Genomic DNA, 19,945 nt, shown 5'->3' with positions numbered 1-19,945 from the left:
GGGTGAAGCCTACTCGGCCTCCTCCTCCCGCTCCTTCTTGGCCGCTTCCACGATCTTGGCCTGGATGTGGGAGGGGACGATCTCGTAGCCCTGGATCTCCATGGTGTAGGAACCGCGGCCGCCCGTCATGGAGGTGAGGTCGGGGGCGTAGGTCAGCATCTCGGCCATGGGCACCATGGCACGGATCACCGTGAACTTGCCCCGGGAGTCCATCCCCTGCACGCGGCCGCGCCGGGAGTTCAGGTTCCCCATGATGTCGCCGGCGTTCTCTTCGGGCACGTGGACCTCCACCTGCATGATCGGCTCCAGCAGGACCGGCTTCGCCACTTCCATCGCCTTCTTGAAGGCCAGCGAACCCGCGATCTTGAAGGCCATTTCCGAGGAGTCCACCTCGTGGTAGGAGCCGTCGTAGAGGGAGACCTTGAAGTCCACCACGGGGTATCCCGCGAGGTAGCCGCGCTCGGCCGACTCCAGGATCCCCTTCTCCACCGCCGGGATGTAGGTCTTGGGGATGGCGCCGCCGAAGATGTCGTCCTCGAAGGAGAACCCGGCGCCCCGGGGCTGCGGCTCCATGCGGACCTTGCAGTCGCCGAACTGGCCGTGCCCGCCGGTCTGCTTCTTGTGGCGGCCCTGGACGTCGGCCTTGCCGGTGATGGTTTCACGGTAGGGGATCTTGGGCATTTTCAGGAGAACGTCCACGCCGTAGCGGGTCTTCATGCGCTCCACGACCACTTCCACGTGGAGCTGGCCGGACCCGGCCACCAGGAGTTCCTTGGTCTGGGGGTCGCGCAGAAAGGAGATCATGGGGTCCTCTTCCTTCATACGGGCCAGGGCGATGCTGATCTTCTCCTCGTCGCCGCGGCTCTTGGGCTCGATGGCGAAGCTGATGGCGGCCTCGGGGTACTTCAACTGGCTGAAGACCACGGGCCTGGACTGGTCGGACAGGCTGTGGCCGGTCAGGGTGGCCTTCAGCTTGGTGACCGCGCCGATGTCGCCCGCCTTGACCTCGCCGACCGGGGCCACGTTCTTGCCCTGGACCACCTGGAGGGCGCCGATGCGCTCGACGGTCTCGGCCGCCACGTTGTAGAGCGAGGAGTCGGATTTCATGACCCCGCTGTACACCTTGAAGATGCTGATGCGGCCGGCGAAGGGGTCCGCAACCGTCCGGAAGACGTAGGCAGCCACGGGCTCGTCGGCGGAAATCTTCCGCTCGACCGCCTCGTTTGTTTTCGGGTCGGTGGCGGTGAAGACGGCCCGCTCGAGGGGGGACGGCAGGTACCGGACCGCGGCGTCGGCCAGCTGGGTGGTCCCGTAGTTGAGCATGCCGGACGCGCAGAACACCGGGGCGATGGCCTGGGACAGGATTCCCTTCTTCAGGCCGGCGACAAGGTCGGCGTCGTCCAGGGAACCGCTGTCGAAGAACTTGGTCATCAAGTCCTCGTCGCTCTCGGCGACGAACTCCACCAACTGCTCCCGGCGCGTGTCGAACTCGCCCTTGAGGTTCGCGGGGACGTCCACGGTCTCGCACTTGCCGGTGTCGTCCTTGTAAAGGTGCGCCTTTCCGGTGATCAGGTCGATCACGCCCTTGAAGTCCTTCTCCTTCCCGACAGGAATCTGGACGGGGACGGCCGCGCGGCCGAAGACTTCCTGGACGTTCTCGAGCACCTTGCCGAAATCCGCGTTCTCACGGTCCATCTTGCTGATGACGACGCAGCGGGGAAGCCCGGCCTCGTTGGCGAACTCCCACACCTTCTCCGTCTGGACCTCGACGCCCGACACCGCGTCCACCACCACCATGGCCGTGTCGGCGACACGGATGGCTTCCCGCGCCCCCTGGATGAACGCCATGTACCCCGGGGTGTCGAGGAGGTTGAGCTTGTGCTTGTCGTGCTCACAGTACGCCAGGGCGCTGCGGATGCTGACCTTGCGGGCGATCTCGTCCTCGTCGAAATCCGTCACCGCGTTGCCTTCGTCCACTTTCCCCAGGCGGGTCGTCATCCCCGTGGAGTAGAGCATGCCCGACACGAGCGAGGTCTTGCCGCAGCCCCCGTGGCCGATGAAAACCAGATTCCGGATCTTGTCGGTGTCGTAAACTTTCATATGCCGTCACTCCTTGGTGTTTTTTCCTGCCGGTCGCAAAAGAGGGCGATATTACCATGCGGCAAGAGGGGATTCAACAGGAAAACACGGCGTTGCGGCCCCTCCCTGACGCCGGGCGAAGCGCCTCGCCCCTCCCCTGCGGGACCCGTTTGGGGAACGGCGGGGACCCGCTTTCCTATTCAACAGTGATGAGCCCATAAAAAGACCGGGGAACGAGCGGGAAAGGCTTTGCAAGACCCCTGTCTTAGCCGTCGCCCGGAGGGCGAGGGTATTCTAACGGCGGAAGAGGTTGCGCAGCACCTGGGCGCCCATGGACGGGTTGGCGGCGAGGCGGCGCTTGCAGTAGCCCACGGCGTCCTTCCAGTTCTCGGCGTAGGGGACGTACAGGCGCACCCGAACCCCCCGGCGGACCAGTTCGTCCTGGACGCGCAGCCGCGGGACCCCCAGCAGCATCTGGACCTCGAAACGGTCCCGCCGGGGGTTGAGGCGCTCGGCCACCGCGAGGGCCCGGTCCAGGACCGCCTCGTCGTGGGTGGCGATCTCCACGTAATGCCCCCCGTCGAGCAGGAGCCCCGTGAACTCGACCAGCCGCTCCTTCATGGCGGGCTTCTGCCGAAGCGCGATGTCGGGCGGTTCGAGGTAGATGCCGATGCAGATCCGGACCCTCGCCGCAAGCCCCCGGAGCGCGAGAATGTCCTCCCGGGTCCGGTGGAGGCGCGACTGAAGGACGGTCCCGAGCCCGGGGACCTCGGGCAGGAGGTCGCGGTAGACCCCGAGCGTCAGGTCGGTGAAGCGGTGATCCTCCATGTCGAGGGTCACGCCGATGCCCTTCGAGAGCGCCGCCCGCGCAATCTCCCCGATGCGCCGGCGGTAGGGTCCCGGTTCTCCGCCCGCGGCGAACTGGGTGGGCTTGAGGGAGAGGGTGGCGAAAGGCTGGGGGCCCAGGATCTCGAGCAAGCGGTGGTAGGCGGCGAGGGACCGCTCCCCTTCCCCGTCCTCCCGGAGGTCTTCCCCCAGCAGGTCGAGGGTCGACCGGACCCCGCGCGAGTCCCACAGCGTACGGGCGGTCTCCACAGCCTTCGCGGCGCTGTCCCCGGCAATGTAGGGGGCGGCGAACAGGCGGACGAGACGCCCCGGCGTCAGGTTGACCAGGCGCTGCTTCAGGCTCAAGGCGATTCCCCCCTCATGAAATGGCCGCGATTGAAGACGTCGTGCTCACCGGGGCTCCCTTGCGCGAAGCCGGTGGTGACCGGGCGCCACGGCGCGGTTCCCTCCCGGCGGCGCACGGGACCACGGCCTCCCGGGCCGCCCCGGTCCGGCCACGCTGCGCCACGGGCTGCACGGCCCACTCTCACTGCCGGTGCTCCACCCAGATCAACTGGTCCACGGGGAAGCCCCAGGCCCGGGCCTTTTCCACCAACCGGTCCCGAACGGCACGTTCAAGGGACGGCGTGCGGGAGAGGATCCAGAGATAATTCCGCTTCGGACCGCAGACCAGGGCCCAGGCATAGTTGTCCGCGTCCAGGTCGATGATGTTGTAACTGGCGTAGAAAGGGCCGAAAAAGGACACCTTGAAACGGCCCGTTTCCGGGGATTCGAGGGGGAAGGCCTTCCCCTCGGCTTCCTTCCACTTCCCCTTCCCGGCGTTGTAACCCCGGTTGAGGACCTTGACCCCGCCGTCCGGGCGGAGGGAGTAATCGGCGGTGACCCGGGAAAGCCCGCGCTCGAAGGAGTGGTCCAGACGGGCAACCTCGTACCACTTGCCGAGATACCGATCCAGCTTGAAACCGGTGACGGCCCGGACCCCCTCCGGGATCCCCAGGCAGCCCGACGAGGTCACCAGGAGGATCACCGCCCCGACGAGAAGCACCACAATGGAGTAACGCATGTTTTTCCCTTTCAATGATTTTTTCATGTTCTTCCCCCGACGCCGGCCGACTGACCCCTGGAGAAGCCGTCGTCAAAAGGCAAGGCCAGGCACGGCCGGCCCACTCCTTGGATGGGAACAACGGCCGATGGATGCATCCGCTCCGCTTCAGGGCCGTGCCGGCGGGGCGCCTTGCTCCAGGCGGGTCGCCAGGTCGGGCGCGAGACCCCGGGCCCTCAGGGCCAGGGCCGCCGTCCGGGGGATGTCCAGGGCGAAGCCTTCCTGCCTGCGCCTCTCGTACTCCGCGGCGTAATCCTCGGGGACCCTGAGCATCCAGTTGCTCTCGTTCACGGTCCCCGGGGCGTTGTAGATCTCCCGCATGCCGAAGAGGTCCGTGAAGAAGACCATGACATTCCGCGCGGGGCAGGCCAGGAGGTCGGCGAACTTGGCCCGGACCAGCGCCCCGGGGTCCGCTTCCAGCGTTTCGACGAAGGCGGGGCGGGCGGACGCGTCGGGGCAGAGTTTCGCCCCGAGGTAGGCGGCCTGCTCGGCGGCCGCTGGGGTACCGTGCCACCGCTCCGCCAGCAGCCGCAGGGGCGGGGTGTCGTGGTTGCCCGTCATGACCCAGTCCGCGCTCCGGGCGTTTTCGGTCCGGTAGACGTCCTCCGGGTTCTGCAGGTTCGCTTTCTGGGTCACGCGGAATCGCCCGAGCCCGTACCGTTTCAGGACCTCACCGAGGGGGTACGGCATGGTGCTGAGGACCTCGGCCAGGATGTCGCCGGTCCGCCGGCCGTGACAGTGCGCCGCCTCCACGATGACGTCGAAGAGAACGCTGTAACGCTCCACCTGCGCCGGTTCGAGCGCCTTCACCCACTCGTCCGCGTAGCGGGCCACCCCGGGAGACCGGTTGATCTGTCCGGGACGGGGGATGGCCAGGGACGCCAGGGCGGGGTGATCGGGAAGATCGGGGGAACAGAACAGCCGGGCGCCGTTCTGAACGGCGTGGAGCGGGTCGGGGTCGTCGGCCCGGTAGACCCACGGGCAGATGTGGCCGTGGGGGTGGTCCAGCCGTACCCCGTCGTACTCGGCGAAGGTCTTGTCCATCCGTGCCCGCATCAGTTCGAGGGCCGGCCCCGGCCGACCGCCGACCCGGTACTTCCGCGGGTCCAGCACGGGGAAGTTCCAGGGCTGCCCCTCGGGGTTGGTCCGGCTGGGCGGCGCGCCCATGAGGTAATCGGTCATGTACAGCGACTGCCAGGCCCAGGCGTCCGAGACCGAGATCCCGATCTGCAGGTCGCCGTAGAGCTTCAGCCGCAGGCCCGCCGCCGTCTGGCGAAGCTCCCGGTGCTGGTCATGCGCGAGGAACTGACGGAAACAGTACTCTTCCAGGAGGTGGGCGTACTTCGCCCGGAGGGCGGCCACGCGGTCCCTGACGGAGGTCTCCTCGCCGGGGAGAGGGGCCCAGAGACGGCGGTCCAGGCTTCCGGGCCCCGTCGTCGGCCAGAAGATCCACGCCGCGCCCCGGTACTCCGCCACCAGGGCCGCGTAGAGGCTGTCCCGCTCCAGCCAGAAGCGGTTCTCCTCCCGGAAGGCCCGAAACGCGTGGTCCATGTCCCGGGTCGGGTGGTCGGGGGTTTTCGCCGACACCCTCCGGCGCCAGTTGTCGTAGATCTCCTGGAGGCAGGCCCGGGCCGCGGCGAAAGCGTAACGGTAGGACGTCCGGTGTTCCGACCCGGCGGGCCTCCCCCACGCCCACCGTTCGAGGGTGTGCGGGCCGAGGAGTTCGCCCCAGGGTTCCTCCTCCGCGAAGCGGTGAAGGGCGATCGACAGGATGTTCCGGGAGAAGACGGTCCCGTCGTACGGGGAAGCGTTGATGTCGCTGGTCTGTCCCTGGGGGCCGAACTGCAGACCCGTGAACCCCAGGTCCCGGACGAAGCGGAGAAAGCGCCCCGCCCCCTCGGAACAAGGGGTCCCGCGCCCGGTGTCCTGGCCCGGGAGCCCGGGGAAACACGCGTCGTGAACCGCCAGGACCAGGTTGTCCACCCCCAGGATTCGCAACGCTTCCGCGATCATCGTTTCATGGCCGGCCATGCCGCCTCCCAGTCGAACCGGAATTGACGCCCGGATGTTACCACGATCGGGAGGGGCTGTGGCGCGATTTTTCTTGCCGCCCGCGGGCCGACGGCGTTAGCATCGCGCAGAACCCCCCCCCTTGGCCGGGGCTCCAGGGAGGACCGGTTGACCTACCGGGTCTGGGTCGATGACAATTTCCACTGGAACTACGCCTGGATGCGGAGCCTGGAACTGGCCGGGGCCCCGGAAGACCCCTGAAGATTTCCTCCTTGGCACCCGGGATCTGTTGTAAAATATCTCTTTATCCCCCGCCGGCCCCCACCGGCGGCCCCGAGGAGCCAACCGTGAAGCTGTCCATCGTCATCCCGGTCTACAACGAGGAGAAGACCATCCTGGACATCGTGCGCCGCGTGGACGGCGTGGATCTGGGGGACATCGCCAAAGAGATCGTCCTGGTCAACGACTGCTCGAAGGACGGCACCGCGGCGAAACTCGCGCTACTGGAGAACCAGCCCAACGTCCGCGTCCTCCACCACGCGAGGAACCAGGGGAAGGGCGCCGCCCTTCGCACCGGTTTCGAGGCGGCCACGGGCGACATGGTCATCATCCAGGACGCGGACCTGGAGTACGACCCCGACGAGTACCCCCGCCTGCTCAAGCCCATCATCGAGGGGAAGGCCGACGTGGTCTTCGGTTCGCGATTTTCGGGGGGCGAGTCCCACCGGGTGCTCTATTTCTGGCACTCGGTGGGGAACCGCTTCCTGACGCTGGTGTCCAACATGCTCACCGACCTGAACCTCACCGACATGGAGGTCTGTTACAAGGTCTTCCGCCGGGAGATCCTCCACAAGATCCGCATCGAGGAGAACCGCTTCGGCTTCGAGCCCGAGATCACCGCCAAGGTGGCCAAGCTGCGCTGCCGTGTCTACGAAGTGGGGGTCTCCTACGCGGGGCGGACCTACCAGGAGGGGAAGAAGATCGGGTGGAAGGACGGCTTCCGCGCCCTGTGGTGCATCGTCAAGTACAACCTCCTCCGACGCGCCCCGAAGGCGGGTCGAACCGTGCAAGCCGGACGGGAAGGCAAAGCGGAACCGGTCGGGGATGACGGCCCGCAAGCCGGGGGCGATCAGTCCTGATGCGGTCGCAATAAGACGGAAAGCGAACGGGAGAGTGGTTGTAAGACCTTTTTTTGAGCCATCGCCCGGAGAGTGATGGCGCTTTTTTCGACCGCGTCAATCCTCGGATGCCAGTTTTTTCAGAATGTGGTTGGCCAGACTTTCCTTCAACGACATTCTTGCAGGACCCCCGGGAGTTTCGCCCCCTTCATACCGCAAGCAGTTCGTGGGCCGTCACCAGGTCCCGCCGAACGTCCAGGCCGTAGGGGCAGGCCTCGGCGCAGGGGGCCGCGCACGCCGCGCAGGGCGACGCGCTGCGGGCCGGGTCCAGGGCCCGGTAGTGGTCCAGGGCCGTCCGTTCGTGCCCGTAGTCCTCGTAGTACATCTTGAAGCGCTGGATGTCGCTGATCGCCACGCCGTTCGGGCAGGCCTTCTCGCACCGGTCGCAGGTGACGCGGCAGTAGGTGTGTTCCGCCCCGTTCCGGTAGAGCCGGAGGGCGGCGAGGTCCTTGCGGGTGACGGTCCGGCCGGACGCCCCCACGTACTCCTCCACGTGGGCGAAGGTCTTCATGGACAGCACGGCGCAGTCCAGGGCGGGGTTTGAGAGCACCCAGGCGATGGCGGCCTGGGGGTAGCTCATTCCGGTTCCGACGAAGGCTTTCAGGGCGTCCTGCTTGTTCCCCGCCAGCGTCTTCATGGCGATGGTCCCGACCCCCTGCTTGCGCACCTCGGCGATGAGCGGCTCGATCTCCTTGCCCTCCATGTGGTTGTACATGAAGAGGACCGCCTGGAAGAAGTCCTTGAGCCCGGGTTTGAGGCTCTCCTTCAGGAGGACCTTGGCGTTGTGGGTCGAAAAGCCGGTGAATCGCACTTTCCCGTCTTTCTTGAGCTGGGCGTAGGCGTCCTGCAACCCCGGGTGCTCGACGATCTCCATGGACGAGGGGCCGTGGATGAAGAGGATGTCGATGACGTCGGTGTTCAGCCGCTTGAGGCTCGCGTTCACCTTCTCCACCAGGGCCGCCTTCGAGGTGGAGGGCGTCGGCGTGCGATCCCCGAAGAAGTGCTTCGAGATGATCACGCACTTGTCGCGGACCCCTTTCAGGGCCGTGCCGAGGAACTCCTCCGACCGGCCGTTCATGTAGCCCTCCGCGGTGTCGAAAACGTTGATGCCCAGGTCGAAGGCGTATCGGGCGACGTTGGGGGAGGCCAGGGTCCCCGCGCCGAAGATGATGTCGGACGTCTTGATCCCGGTGTTCCCCAGCGGGTTGTACTTCCGGATCTTCACGTCCTTCACGGCCGACGCGCCCTCGGGCGGGGCGGCCTGCAGCGCTCCCCCCCGCCCGGCGGCAAGCCCCAGCCCCGCCAGGCCGGTCCCGAGACCCGCGAAGAACTGTCGACGGTTCACTTTGGACATGGCTCCTCCTTTTGCTTTCGGGTGATCCTGATTTCGGACAGCGGTTTCAAGCCGGGCGGAAGGTCCTTGAACCCCTCGCCGTAGAGGAGCAGCACCCCGTAGGGCATGCGCCGGCTGGGCGTCAGGACCCCCGAGCCCGCCACGGTCATCTCCGGGGTCATCCCCTCCTGGTTTTCCGTGTAGAACACCCCCACCGTCCGCCCGCCGATCTCGACGGAGAGGGGGGACCCCTGGGGCCATCCGGCCTTCTTCATGCTCTCGTGGGTCAGGTTGGTGTAGATGATCGCCCGGCCCTGGTCCGGGGGGTAGACGGCGAAGGTGGTGTTTCCGGTCAGGGTGCTCCCCTCCAGCACGTTCTTTCCGAAGTTCAGCTCCAGGTCACGGAAGGAGGCTTCCGGCCATTTCTTGCCCGTCTCGAACGCTTGTATCTCGAACTCCCCCCCGAACTCGCCGGTGGACTGCGCCCCCAGGTCGGAGAGAAAGAACCCCCCGGGAAGCTTGAGCCCCCCAAGATCCCGGACCGCTGAGAACTCATAGATTATCTTGTAGTTGTCATAGCTGTTCCCCGGGTTGCTCGTCAGGATCGCCTGGCGAAGCAGATAGCCGGACTGGGCCACGCAGAACTCCACCGACGCGGGGCCGACCTTTCCCTCCAGCACCCAGCACATCTCGGGCCCCAAGCTGCGCGTCCCCTTGAGGGTCAGTTTCCCCCGGAAATGGTGAAGGCTGAAGCCGGCCGAGGCCAGGGACCCCATGAGCCGCAGGTCGGACCGGTCGGTGTCCTTTAGGACCGGTTCCGCCGCGAAGCCCCGGCCGCGGAACTCCTTCCCGTCGTAACCGATGGCGCTCTCCACGAGGGGGTCCTGCCCGAGCTCGACCCGAATCCGCCCGGGGCCCTGGATGCAGTACTTCCGGGTCACCCCGCCGGTCGGCTCCCGAAGCACCAGGAGGACGCCGCCCAGGTTTTCCGGCCGGACCTTGCCCAGGGTGGCCTCGACGTTTTGGGAGACGATCCGTGCCGCGTCGTTTTTGCCGGCGGCGAAGGAGACGCCGGCCACAAGGACGGCCAACCCGATCCCGATTCGCACATTCCGCATGGATGACCTCCAGAGAAAGAGAGTGCGGTTTCCCGGGTTTTACGGAAGGCGGGGGGAGTTGTTGCAGGGAAAAGAGACAGCGGTCAGGAGTCCAACAGGGAGGGGGTGCAGGCCCCCGTCAGGCGGCAGGGTTTCAGGCCCCGGGATTGAAATCCGTCCCCCCTTTTCCAATCACCCCCATAACTCTCATAACTCCCATAATTCCTATAATTCCCATAAGTCTCGGGAACCCCGAAGCGCCCATCCCCCCACCGCCCCTTTCACGCCGTTGGGCCCTTGGCGACGAGGGAGCGGATGCGGAGCGCCTCCGCTTCCGGCAGCGCGAAGAAGGTCAGGGAGAGCGCTTCCCCGGGATGGTGGTGATCGACGGCCGCGACCCAGCAAAGGACCTTGAGCAGAGGTCCCCCGTCGGGAAGGGAGAGGTCTAGCAGCACCTCGTCCCCGCGCTTGAGGGCCGTCCGCTCCGGCAGCCGCACGCGCGCGCCCTGCTCCGAGATGTTGAGGGTCCGGCCGCTCAGGTCCATGTGCAGAAGATCCAGCCGGACGTGGAGTTCCACGGGCAGCCTGTGGTGTTCTCTCCGGCAGTGGTGACCCCCGGTTTGCATGCGGACCTCCACGGGAAAATTTGCCTCAGTTTACCTTATCCGTATCTTCCGGACAAGCCCGGTTTTTACCCTGATGCGGTTTGTGAGCTGCCCGTAAAACCGCGGCGGCACCCTCCCGCACAGCGAAACGGGAAAAGCAAGAGCCCCCGGCTTACCGGGGGCTCTTTTCATTCGTTCGCCGGGCCGGGGTTACCAGATCTTCACCCGGTCCGCCTCCGGGCGGAAGAGCTTGTCCCCGGCCTTGACCCCGAAGGCGTCGAAGAAGGCCTCAAGGTTGGAGAAGGGCCCGTTGACCCGGAACAAGGCCGGCGGGTGAGGGTCCGTCTTCACTTGCAGCACCAGCATCTCGGGGCGGGTGTTGATCCGCCACACCCGGGCCCAGGAGAGGAAGAAGCGCTGGGCGGGGGTGAAGCCGTCGATGCGCTCGGGGGCGGGGTTCTTCTTCAGGGACGCCTGGAGGGCGTCGTAGGAGAGGAGGAGTCCCCCCAGGTCCCCGAGGTTTTCGCCGAGGGTCAAGGTCCCGTTGACGTGCACGTCGTCGGCGACCTTGTACTGGTCCACCTGCTTGACCAGGACCTCGGTCCGGGCCTTGAAGCGGTCCTCGTCCTCCTTCGCCCACCAGTCCGTCAGCTGGCCGTTCTTGTCGTAGTGACGCCCGGAGTCGTCGAACCCGTGGGTCATCTCGTGGCCGATCACCGCCCCGATGCCGCCGTAGTTGACCGCGTCGTCCGCCTTAAAGTCGAAGAAGGGCGGCTGGAGGATGGCCGCGGGGAAGGCGATCTCGTTGAACAGGGGGTGGTAGTAGGCGTTGATCTCCTGGGGGCCCATGTCCCACTCGGTGCGGTCCGACGCCTTTCCCACCTTCGCCAGCTTCTCGCGCAGCGCGAACTCCTGGGCGCGGATCACGTTGCGCACGTAGGAATCCCGTGCAACCTTCAGGGAAGTGTAGTCCTTCCACTTGTCCGGGTAACCGATCTTGACGCCGAAGGCGGCCAGCTTGTCCAGGGCGCGGGCCCGGGTGGCGTCGCTCATCCACTCGACCTTCCCGAGCCGCACGCGGAAGGCCTCCCGGAGGTTCTCGACCAGTTCGATCGCCTTCGCCTTGGCCTCCGGCGGGAAATGGCGGGCGACATACGCCTGGCCCAGGATGTCCCGCAGGCAGGCGCTGGTGGTTTCGAGCACCCGTTTCCACCGGGGCTTGGGCTGCTGCACCCCTGAAAGGACGGTGCTGTAGAAGCGGAAGTTCTCCTGCTCGAAAGCCGACGGCAGGTACGGCGCGGCCTCGTGGAGGACGTGCCACCGCAGGTAGGTCTTCCAGTCGGCGATGGGCTGGTCCTTCATCATTTTCCCGAGTTCGCTGAAGTACTTCGCCGGGATGACGTTGACGATCTCCGTGGCCGGCAGGCCGAGGGCCGCGAGGTACTGCCCGCAGTCAAAGGCGCCGGAGAACCGGGTCAGGTCCGCGGGTTTCATCTTGTTGTTGAGGTTGGCGGGGACCCGGAGTTCCTCGAGGGCAAAAGAGGCCCTCGCCAGACGGGTCTCCATCTCGAGCACCTTCAGGGCGGCGGCGGTGGCCGCTTCGGGCTTGTCCCCCGCCAGTTCGAACATCCGGGCGACGTGGCGGGTGTATTCTTCCCGGAGCTTCACGGCCCGCTCGGCCTCATCGAGGTAGTAATTCCGTTCCGGGAGACCGGTCCCGCCCTGGGCGATCCAGGGGATCACCCGGTCGGGACCCGACTGGTCCTTCTCCGCCGTGAACCCGAACACCAGGAAGAGGCCCTTGCCGTGGAAAGCCTCGATGGCTTTCTGGAGCGAGGCGGCATCCCGGATTTTCCGGATGGTGGCGAACTCCTCCTCGAGGGGCTTGAGCCCCCCCGCTTCGATGGCCTTCTCGTCCATGCCCGAGGCGTAGAAGTCCCCCAGTTTGCGGGTGTTGCTCCCCTCGGCGGCCTTCGTGTCGGCGGCGGCCGCCTCGAGGATGGCTTTCATCTGGTCCAGGTTCTTTTCGGCGAGCAACGACCAGGTCCCCCAGCTCCGCTGGTCGGCCGGGATCGGGTTGTTCCGGAGCCAGGCACCCCCGGCGTAATGGAAGAAATCGTCGCCCGGTCGGACCGTGGGGTCCATGTCGGCGGGGTTCAGGTTTCCGGTGCCGTTGGGAGCCGGCGTCCCGTCCGGCGCGGCGGGCATGCCCGTAAAAGCCGCCGCGAGGGCCAGGGCGGTCATCAGGAAGCGCAAGCTTGTCATGTCCTCTCCTCCAGGTCAAAATAGGCAGGGTTTACGATACCCGTCTCTTGCATGTTTCAGAACAGGGAAGACCGATGCCCGATTTGGCACGCCAACCCGGTGGCACCGCCGCTGATTCCCCACGGCGTCCGCCGGGCGGATCTACGCCACCACGGGGCTGCTCTCGATGGGAGTATCGCAAGCACCCCGTCGCCGACTTCTTCCAGAACCTGATCGGCATCTCCCGACTCGACGAACTGGATGCCGACCGCTGCGCCTATTACACCCGCGGCTCTTCACCCCACATCATTCGTCATCAGAGGCAAGATTGACGGGTTTGCAAAAGTCTGAAAACGAAGGGGGAAGTGTATGTAAGGCCTTTGTTTGAGCCATAGCCCGGAGGGCGATGGTACTTTTTGCGACCGCGTCAAGATTGCGTGGCCGCGTTGAAAACCTGTTCGTGTGGTTGGTGTGGTTCGTGGTTGCTTTTCCGGTTCGTGTATTTCGTGTATTTCGTGTATTTCGTGGTTTATCTTCGGTTTTTCCGGGTCGGGGGTCACCGGATCAGCAGCTTGCCCAGGAAGCGGTCGAACGCGCCGTAGTGCTTCCGGTAGTAGAGCAGCAGGCTTCGGCGGTACTCGGCGGCGGCCCAGGGCGTAGCGTTGAGGGTCGCGCCCCCGATGTGGACGATCTCCACCGAAGGGACCATGAAAACCTTCCACCCCGCCAGGCGGACCCGCCGGCACCAGTCGACGTCCTCGAAGTAGACGAAGAACGTCTCGTCCATGAGGCCGACCTTCTCGACGACTTCCCGGCGGACGGCCAGGCAGGCGCCCGATACCCAGTCCACGGGGAGGGTCCGCTGGGTTCCCCAGTCGTGCAGGTCCTTCCGGAACAGCAGCCGCAGCAGCCGGCGGCGCAGGAGATAGGCGGGGGTGGGCTCCCCTCCCCAGGCGAAGCGCTGGGGCCGGTGGTCCGGGCAGAGCAGGCGCGGGGAGCAGGCGCCGGCCCTGGGCATGTCGTCGAGGAATTTCACGATCTCCGGCAGGGCGCCCGGCGGGGAGACGGTGTCGCTGTTGAGCAGGAGGAGGTTCCGCCCCCGGCTCTGCCGGATGGCCTGGTTGTTGCCGGCGGAAAACCCCACGTTGTTGGCGTTTCGGATGAGACGAACGGACGGGAAGGCCTTCGCCACCATGTCGGGGCTCCCGTCCGTGGAAGCGTTGTCCGAGACGAAGACCTCCCAGCGGAAGGGGTCCCGGCCGGACGATGCGAGCGAATCCATCGCCGACTGGAGGGTTTCCCGGAGGATTTCTCGCGTGTTGTGGCTGACCACCACCACGGACACGTCCAGGGTCGGGTCCGCCGAGTGCAGGAACAGGGGGTCCTTTTTCAATACCGGCAAGCTTCCTCCCGCCCTTCGAGGACACGGAGCGTCCCCAGGGCCAGCGACTCGAGTTCGTTCTCGCCCGGCAGGACCGTGACCGGTGCGATCCAGGACAAGCGCTCCGAGAGAAGGCCCGTCAACCGGGTGGAGTAGGCCATCCCGCCCGTGACGAGAACGGCGTCCACCCGGCCGTCCAGCACGGCGGCCATGGCGCCGACCTCCTTGCAGATCTGGCGGGTCATGGCCCGGAAAACCAGGGAGGCGGTCGCGTCGCCCTCGTCGATGCGCCGTTCCACCTCCCGCAGGTCGTGGGTGCCGAGGTAGGCGGTCAGGCCGCCCTTCTTGGTCAGGACCGCGTTGAGCGCCCGGGCGTCCGGGTACTTGCCGGAGAAGGCGAGCTTGACCAACTGGGTCACCGGGAGCGTGCCGGTCCGCTGGGGCGAGAAAGGGCCGCCGTCGTTGGCGTTGTTTACGTCCACGATCTTCCCCTTCCGCAGGGCGGCGATGCTGAACCCCGACCCCAGGTGGGCCACCACCAGGTTGAGTTCCGGCAGGGTCTTGCCCATCCGGGCCGCTGCCTTGTAGGCCGTCGCCCGAACGTTCAGGGCGTGGACCAGGGAGAGGCGCTCGATCTCGGGGAGCCCGGAGAGCCTGGACTCCTCCTCGAATTCGTCCACCGAGACGGGGTCCACGATGAAGGCCGGTTTCCCCGCCTCGGACACCACCGCGTGGGCCAGGAGGGCCCCCAGGTTGGAGGGGTGGTCGGCCTTGGTCCGCCCCTGGCGGATGTCGTCCAGCATGGCCTCGTCGACGCGGTAGGCCCCGGCCCGGAGCGGTTTGAACAGTCCTCCTCGCCCCACGGCGGCATCGAGGTCGGAAGCGGCCGTCCCCATCTCCGACAGCTTGCCCCGGATCAGGCCCAGGCGGAAGTCGAGCTGCTCGAGGACGGTGTGGAACCCCTTCAGGTCTTCCTCGGTGTGCTGGATGTCCACGGTCCAGGCCGCCTCGGCGCCGTCGTAAAGGGCCATCTTGGTGGATACGCCTCCCGGGTTTATCGCGAGAATCTTCATGGTGGTCTCCAGGTGAAATTTTGTCGTCCGCCGTGCCGGCAGCGAATCAGGCTGCCCACCCCCGGGGGCGGAAGCCGGAGCCTCGCGGCCGGATCGTCCCTGCCCCCCGTCCCCTCCGGTTCAGTTCCCCCACAGGGCCCCGAGCGCGATGGACCGCAGCTTGGTCCCGGAATCGTCCGCGCGGCTCAGGAGCACGATGGGGGCCGAAGCCCCCACCACGAGGCCGCCCACCTTGGCGCCGGCCAGGTAGATCAGGCTCTTGACGGCGATGTTGGCCGAGGCGATGTCGGGGGTGACGAAGATGTCCGTGTCGCCGGCGATGTGGCTCAGCACCCCCTTGATCCGCGCGGACTCCGCGCTCAGCGCCACGTCCATGGCCATGGGGCCCTCGATGACGGCCTCGGTGAATGGGCTCTCCGCCTGGGTTTTCAGGATCCGCTCGTAGTCCAGGGTCTCCTCCCGTTTCGGGTCCACCCCCTCCATGGCCGAGAGGAGGGCCACGTTCGGCCGGGCGACCCCCAGCTTCCCCGCCACTTCGACCGCGTTCCGGATGATGTCCATGCGCTTCTCCGCGTCGGGCCGGATGTTGAGCCCGCCATCGGTGTGGATCATGAGCTTCGGCCAGGACGCCATTTCGATGACGGCCACGTGGCTCAGGACCCGTCCCGTCCGGAGACCGGTCTCGCCGTCCAGGACGGCTTTCATCAGGACCTTGGTGTCGGTCTTCCCCTTCATGAGCATCTCGGCCTCGCCCCGGCGGACCATGGCGACGGCGACCGCGACGGCTTTCTCGGGGTCGGGCTCGTCGAGGACCCTCACGCCGGTCTCCGCAATCCCCAGCTTGTTGAGGTAGCCGTTGATTTTCGCCGCGGCGCCGATCAGGATGGAATCGCAGATCCCCTCCCGCGCGGCCTCGCCGCACGCTTCCACGATGGACTCACCCTCGGCCGAGGGGATGGCCAGCGTCCGCCGCCGCCCCTGCCGCACGCAATCGAACAATTCCCGGTAATTCCTGATCATACCCTCTCTCCTTTCACTGTGCTTCACAACCTTGCCGGTCCCGCAAAAAGTACCATCGCCCTCCGGGCGATGGCTCAAACAAAGGCGTTACATACACTTTCCTTTTCGTTTCCCGACTTTTTGCGAACGCATCAACCTTGGTGATCTCGAAAAAAGTCCGGATTCCGATCTCACAGAGGCACGGGGACACGGAGAAGAATCACGAGGATCGTCGATTCTGTTAAATACGCTTTGCATTTCTCCGTGCCTCTATGAGCGAAAAGAACTTTGGGCGAACCCGCCAACCCTGGACGGGAAGTCGATTGTAGCACACTCCCCGCGCCCGTGAAACCGGAAAGACCGAACCGATCCCGGTACGCCCCCCCGGAATCCCGAAACGCCCGGGTGCATCCTGTAGTATTCTTGGAATGTGCGCCCGAGGTACCCGAATGCCCGAAAACATTCCTCCCGTGAAAACCGACCCCGCCGAGGCGGCTCACCCCCCGGCGTCGATGGCCTCGGGACACGCCCCGGCGCCCCCGGTCCCCGGCGGGGCGCAGTCCACCTCCCGGCTGGACGTCGAGACCGGCGCTCCGGTGGACCCGCTCACGGCGGCCGCGGTCACGCCGGAACCGCCCGGCCGGTACCGGTTCCGGGCCGAAATCGGACGCGGAGGCCTCGGTCGGGTCTCGACCGCCCTGGACACGCACCTGGGACGGGAGATCGCCATCAAGGAACTGGTGGGGCAGGCTCGCCCCGGGGACGGGGACTCCCGGCACGAAGCCGCCCGTCGGCTCACCGAGATCACGGACCTGGAACGCTTCCTCCGCGAGGCCCGCCTGACCGGCCAACTGGAACACCCGAACATCATCCCGGTCTACGAGGTGGGGCGCCGCCCCGACGGGAGCCTTTACTACACCATGAAGCGGGTGCGCGGGAGGACCCTCGCCGAGGCCCTCGCGGAGTGCCACGACCTCCGGGACCGGCTGAAGCTGCTCCCCCACTACCTCGATCTCTGCCAGGCCATCGCCTATGCCCACAGCCGCGGCGTGATCCACCGGGACATCAAGACCGGCAACGTCATGCTGGGCGAATTCGGTGAAACCGTGGTCCTGGACTGGGGCATCGCGAAGGTCAAGGGCCAGGGGGACGACCGCCGCCTGGATGCTCCCCCGGTCTGGCAGGGCGAGGTGGAGACCGGGCAGACCTGCATGGGGACCATCATCGGGACGCCCACCTACATGAGCCCCGAGCAGGCTGCCGGTCGCCTGGACGAGGTGGACGAGGTCTCCGACGTCTGGTCCCTGGGCGCGGTGCTGTACGAGATCCTGACCGGCGGGCCGCCGTTCCGGGGCGCGACCGCCGCGGCGGTCCTCAGCCAGGCCCTCGTGGCCGACATCACCCCCCCGAGGGGGATCGAGCCCGCCGTCCCCCCCGAGCTGGCGGCGATCTGCGAGAAAGCCCTCCAGCGGGACCGCGAACGGCGCCACCCCGGCGCCAAGGCACTGGCGGACGAAATCTCCGCCTTCCTGGCCGGGGGGCGGGTGGGGTCCTACGAGTACTCCTCGTGGGACCTCCTCCGGCGCTTCGCGAGGAAAAACAAGGCCCTCCTGGCCTTCTCCGCCCTGCTCCTGCTGTTGATCGTGGTCTCCGCCGCCGCCCTGCTGGTGTCCTACCGCAAGGAACACGCCGCGCTGCGCTCCTCCCGGTACCACATGGCCCAGGCCCTCGACGAGAAGGCCGACCGGCTGAACCAGGAGACGAAGTCCCTGCTCACCCCCGTCTTCGCCGCCGCCTCCCTGCTCAACAATCCCGCCAGCCCGGCGAGCCCCCATTTCGACGCCGACTTCTCCCGGGAGGTCCCGGACAGCACCCGTCTGGTGGTGGAGGCGGCGTCCAAGGTCTACCAGGGCATCCTGTCCCGCAGCTTGCAGCTGAAGCGCACCGTCGCCCTGGAGCATTTCGTCACCCGGGTGGGGTTCTCCCCCGACGGGCGCATTCTGGCCATCGGGTCCACGGACGGCCGCCTGGAGCTGCGGGACCCCGAAACGGGGGCCCCCCTTCGAAGCGACCGCCTCCACCCGGACATGGTCCTGGCGATCGCCTTCTCCCCCGACGGGGCGCTCCTGGCCACCGCCGGCTTCGACGGGGTGATCCGGGTCCGGGACTCCCGCTCCGGCGCCCTGCGGCACACCCTCGCCGGTCACACCGCGGTGGTGCGCACCCTCCACTTCTTCGACGGCGGGCGGAAGCTGGCTTCCGCCGGCGACGACCGGGTCATCCGCACCTGGGACCTGCGGGACGGCTCCCTGGCGGGGAAGTACGAGGGCCACGACCTGGGGGTCATGAGCGTGGTGGTATCCGAAGACGGCCGCCGGATGGTCTCCGGCGGCCGCGACCGGACGGTGCGTTTGTGGTCGGTGCCGGACCGTAAGCTCCTCCGGACCCTGAGCGCCCACGACGGGGTGGTCAGCGGGGTGACGTTCTGCCGCGGGGAAAGCCGGTTGGTCACCTGCAGCTGGGACGGGACCGTCAAGGTCTGGGACCTCGCCGCCGGCCGGTGCCTGCGGACCTTGCCCTGGCACCAGGACATCATCACCGCCCAGTCGCTCAACGGCTCCACCCTCGCCACCACCAGCCTGGACAAGACGGTGCACCTCGGGGACATCGACACGGGGGAAACCCTGCTGCGCATCGACACCTTCAACGACGGGCTCATGAACGCGGCGTTCTCGCCCTCCGGGGCCCTCCTGGCCTTCCCCGCCGGCGCCCGGAGCGTCGGTGTCTGGTCGCGCCGGGGCCCGGGAGCGGTCCGAAAGCTGGTGGGCCACGAGGGAATCATCATCCGGGGCAGCTTTTCGCCGGACGGGACGATGCTGGCCACCGGCGCCTTCGACCGGACCGTCAAGATCTGGTCCACCCGGACGGGCACCCTTCGCGCCACGCTGACCGGTCACACCAACTACGTGCAGAGCGTGGAATTCTCCCGGAGCGGCAGGGTCCTGGCCTCCGGCGGGCGGGACGAGACGGTCCGGCTCTGGGACGTGGCGTCCGGTCGGGAGATCCGGTCGGTCCACGTGGGTGGTTCCCTGATCGACAACACGGTCTTTTCCCCTGACGACCACTGGCTGGCGGTGGGGAACAACACCGCCGTCATCACCCTGGTGGACCTCGGGTCGTCGCAACCGGCGAGGTCGATATCCGGCCACACGGGCCGCGTCAGCGACCTGGCCTTCCTGCCCGACGGCCGGCGGATGCTCAGCTCGTCCCTCGACGGCACGGTCCGGTTCTGGGAAATCCCCTCCGGGAGGGAGTTGCGGCGGATCGATTTCAACACGCCCCTGGGGGGAATCGCCCTCGCTCCCGACGGTTCACGCTTCGCCGTGCTCGACCGCGACGGGAGAGTCATGGTCCAGGACCTCGACGCCGGGGCGCACCGGGACCTCTACAAGGAGACGATGGAACTGACGTCGGCCGTCGCCTTCTCGCCCGACGGCCGGTACCTGGTCACCGGGGCCCGCGACCGGCGCGCCGCGGTGTGGTCCTTCACTGACGGCGAGATGGTCCTCCGGCTCGCCCTGGAGGTGGAGGCCCGCTGGGTCGGCTTCTCGCCCGACGGCCGGTCGCTGGCGGTGGCGGCCGGGAACTCGGCGATCTTGTGCCCGCTGGATTACGCCCTGCTGCGGTCCATCCGTTCGAACCCCGCTCACTACCTCCAGGAAGCGGAAAAGGCCGCCGGGGTGACGCTCGAGGGTTTCTTCCCTCAGCCCGCCGCACCCTGAGGACGCACACACCCGGGCTCCGGCCCGCCCCAGCCAGCGCCGCGCACGCAAGCCGACGGTCAAAGAGCTGTGATGCCCTTGCAAATGATCAGGCGGAACTTGTCCGTTTAAATGGGCCGTAATATTTGTTGCATTCCTTTTATTATGGCTAATTCATTAGCCGTCCATTCGGGAGGAGAATATCCATGAATAATCTCTATCCCTAGTGATATAATA

The 19,945-nt window shown here is 66.8% G+C and carries 13 protein-coding genes; 2 read left to right on the top strand and 11 right to left on the bottom strand.

The genetic code is table 11. The features are described from left to right. Nucleotides 1–9 precede the first annotated feature (9 nt). The 4 genes from fusA to KA419_04525 form a co-directional block, all read right to left on the bottom strand. Nucleotides 10–2,100: an elongation factor G gene (gene fusA / locus KA419_04540; GenBank protein ID MBP7865196.1), complete on the bottom strand. Its 2,091-nt coding sequence runs from the start codon at nt 2,098–2,100 to the stop codon at nt 10–12. A 273-nt stretch (nt 2,101–2,373) separates the two neighbouring features. Continuing rightward, nucleotides 2,374–3,270: a proline dehydrogenase family protein gene (locus KA419_04535; protein MBP7865195.1), complete on the bottom strand. Its 897-nt coding sequence runs from the start codon at nt 3,268–3,270 to the stop codon at nt 2,374–2,376. Between the two features lie 181 nt (nt 3,271–3,451). Continuing rightward, on the bottom strand, nt 3,452–3,988 hold the full coding sequence (locus KA419_04530; GenBank protein ID MBP7865194.1) for a lipocalin family protein: 537 nt from the start codon (nt 3,986–3,988) through the stop codon (nt 3,452–3,454). Nucleotides 3,989–4,135: 147 nt separating this feature from the next. Beyond that, on the bottom strand, nt 4,136–6,058 hold the full coding sequence (locus KA419_04525; GenBank protein ID MBP7865193.1) for a 4-alpha-glucanotransferase: 1,923 nt from the start codon (nt 6,056–6,058) through the stop codon (nt 4,136–4,138). A gap of 326 nt (nt 6,059–6,384) precedes the next feature. On the opposite strand from KA419_04525, the gene KA419_04520 reads away from it, so the two are divergent. Continuing rightward, complete coding sequence (locus KA419_04520) at nt 6,385–7,176, top strand: glycosyltransferase family 2 protein (GenBank protein ID MBP7865192.1); 792 nt, start codon at nt 6,385–6,387, stop codon at nt 7,174–7,176. 187 nt (nt 7,177–7,363) lie between these two features. Here KA419_04520 and KA419_04515 read toward each other — a convergent pair whose 3' ends face one another. From KA419_04515 to KA419_04485, 7 genes are all read right to left on the bottom strand, one after another. Beyond that, nucleotides 7,364–8,569: an aldo/keto reductase gene (locus KA419_04515; GenBank protein MBP7865191.1), complete on the bottom strand. Its 1,206-nt coding sequence runs from the start codon at nt 8,567–8,569 to the stop codon at nt 7,364–7,366. After that, nucleotides 8,557–9,666 (bottom strand): hypothetical protein, encoded by a 1,110-nt coding sequence (locus tag KA419_04510; protein ID MBP7865190.1) that lies wholly within the window; start codon nt 9,664–9,666, stop codon nt 8,557–8,559. Before KA419_04510 ends, KA419_04515 begins: the two co-directional genes overlap by 13 nt. Nucleotides 9,667–9,926: 260 nt before the next feature. Beyond that, entirely contained in the window at nt 9,927–10,271 is a 345-nt protein-coding gene (locus tag KA419_04505; protein ID MBP7865189.1) for a PilZ domain-containing protein, read from the bottom strand. 189 nt (nt 10,272–10,460) lie between these two features. Next, the gene (locus KA419_04500; protein MBP7865188.1) at nt 10,461–12,515 is read right to left on the bottom strand and encodes a M13 family metallopeptidase; all 2,055 of its coding nucleotides are present in this window, start codon (nt 12,513–12,515) and stop codon (nt 10,461–10,463) included. Between the two features lie 535 nt (nt 12,516–13,050). After that, nucleotides 13,051–13,896 carry a glycosyltransferase family 2 protein gene (locus KA419_04495; GenBank protein MBP7865187.1) on the bottom strand — a complete coding sequence of 282 codons (846 nt, stop codon included), beginning with the start codon at nt 13,894–13,896 and terminating at the stop codon, nt 13,051–13,053. Continuing rightward, the gene (gene buk, locus KA419_04490) at nt 13,884–14,948 is read right to left on the bottom strand and encodes a butyrate kinase (GenBank protein ID MBP7865186.1); all 1,065 of its coding nucleotides are present in this window, start codon (nt 14,946–14,948) and stop codon (nt 13,884–13,886) included. The genes KA419_04495 and buk overlap by 13 nt, the downstream gene beginning before the upstream one ends. Nucleotides 14,949–15,068: 120 nt before the next feature. Beyond that, nucleotides 15,069–15,968 (bottom strand): phosphate butyryltransferase, encoded by a 900-nt coding sequence (locus tag KA419_04485; protein MBP7865185.1) that lies wholly within the window; start codon nt 15,966–15,968, stop codon nt 15,069–15,071. Between the two features lie 428 nt (nt 15,969–16,396). Between KA419_04485 and KA419_04480 the strand changes: the two genes are divergently transcribed. Then, nucleotides 16,397–19,729, top strand: a complete 3,333-nt coding sequence (locus tag KA419_04480; GenBank protein ID MBP7865184.1) for a protein kinase — start codon at nt 16,397–16,399, stop codon at nt 19,727–19,729. Nucleotides 19,730–19,945 lie beyond the last annotated feature (216 nt).

The organism is Acidobacteriota bacterium, from assembly GCA_018001935.1.
In the GTDB taxonomy this organism is placed as follows: Bacteria; Acidobacteriota; JAAYUB01; order JAAYUB01; family JAAYUB01; genus JAGNHB01.
This window is presented reverse-complemented; position numbering and strand designations above follow the sequence as displayed.

Coding starts and splice junctions, on each gene's coding strand:
- KA419_04485 (MBP7865185.1), bottom strand. CDS start 15,968: ATGATCAGGAATTACCGGGAATTGTTCGATTGCGTGCGGCAGGGGCGG.
- fusA (MBP7865196.1), bottom strand. CDS start 2,100: ATGAAAGTTTACGACACCGACAAGATCCGGAATCTGGTTTTCATCGGC.
- KA419_04505 (MBP7865189.1), bottom strand. CDS start 10,271: ATGCAAACCGGGGGTCACCACTGCCGGAGAGAACACCACAGGCTGCCC.
- KA419_04510 (MBP7865190.1), bottom strand. CDS start 9,666: ATGCGGAATGTGCGAATCGGGATCGGGTTGGCCGTCCTTGTGGCCGGC.
- KA419_04500 (MBP7865188.1), bottom strand. CDS start 12,515: ATGACAAGCTTGCGCTTCCTGATGACCGCCCTGGCCCTCGCGGCGGCT.
- KA419_04515 (MBP7865191.1), bottom strand. CDS start 8,569: ATGTCCAAAGTGAACCGTCGACAGTTCTTCGCGGGTCTCGGGACCGGC.
- buk (MBP7865186.1), bottom strand. CDS start 14,948: ATGAAGATTCTCGCGATAAACCCGGGAGGCGTATCCACCAAGATGGCC.
- KA419_04525 (MBP7865193.1), bottom strand. CDS start 6,058: ATGGCCGGCCATGAAACGATGATCGCGGAAGCGTTGCGAATCCTGGGG.
- KA419_04480 (MBP7865184.1), top strand. CDS start 16,397: ATGCCCGAAAACATTCCTCCCGTGAAAACCGACCCCGCCGAGGCGGCT.
- KA419_04530 (MBP7865194.1), bottom strand. CDS start 3,988: ATGCGTTACTCCATTGTGGTGCTTCTCGTCGGGGCGGTGATCCTCCTG.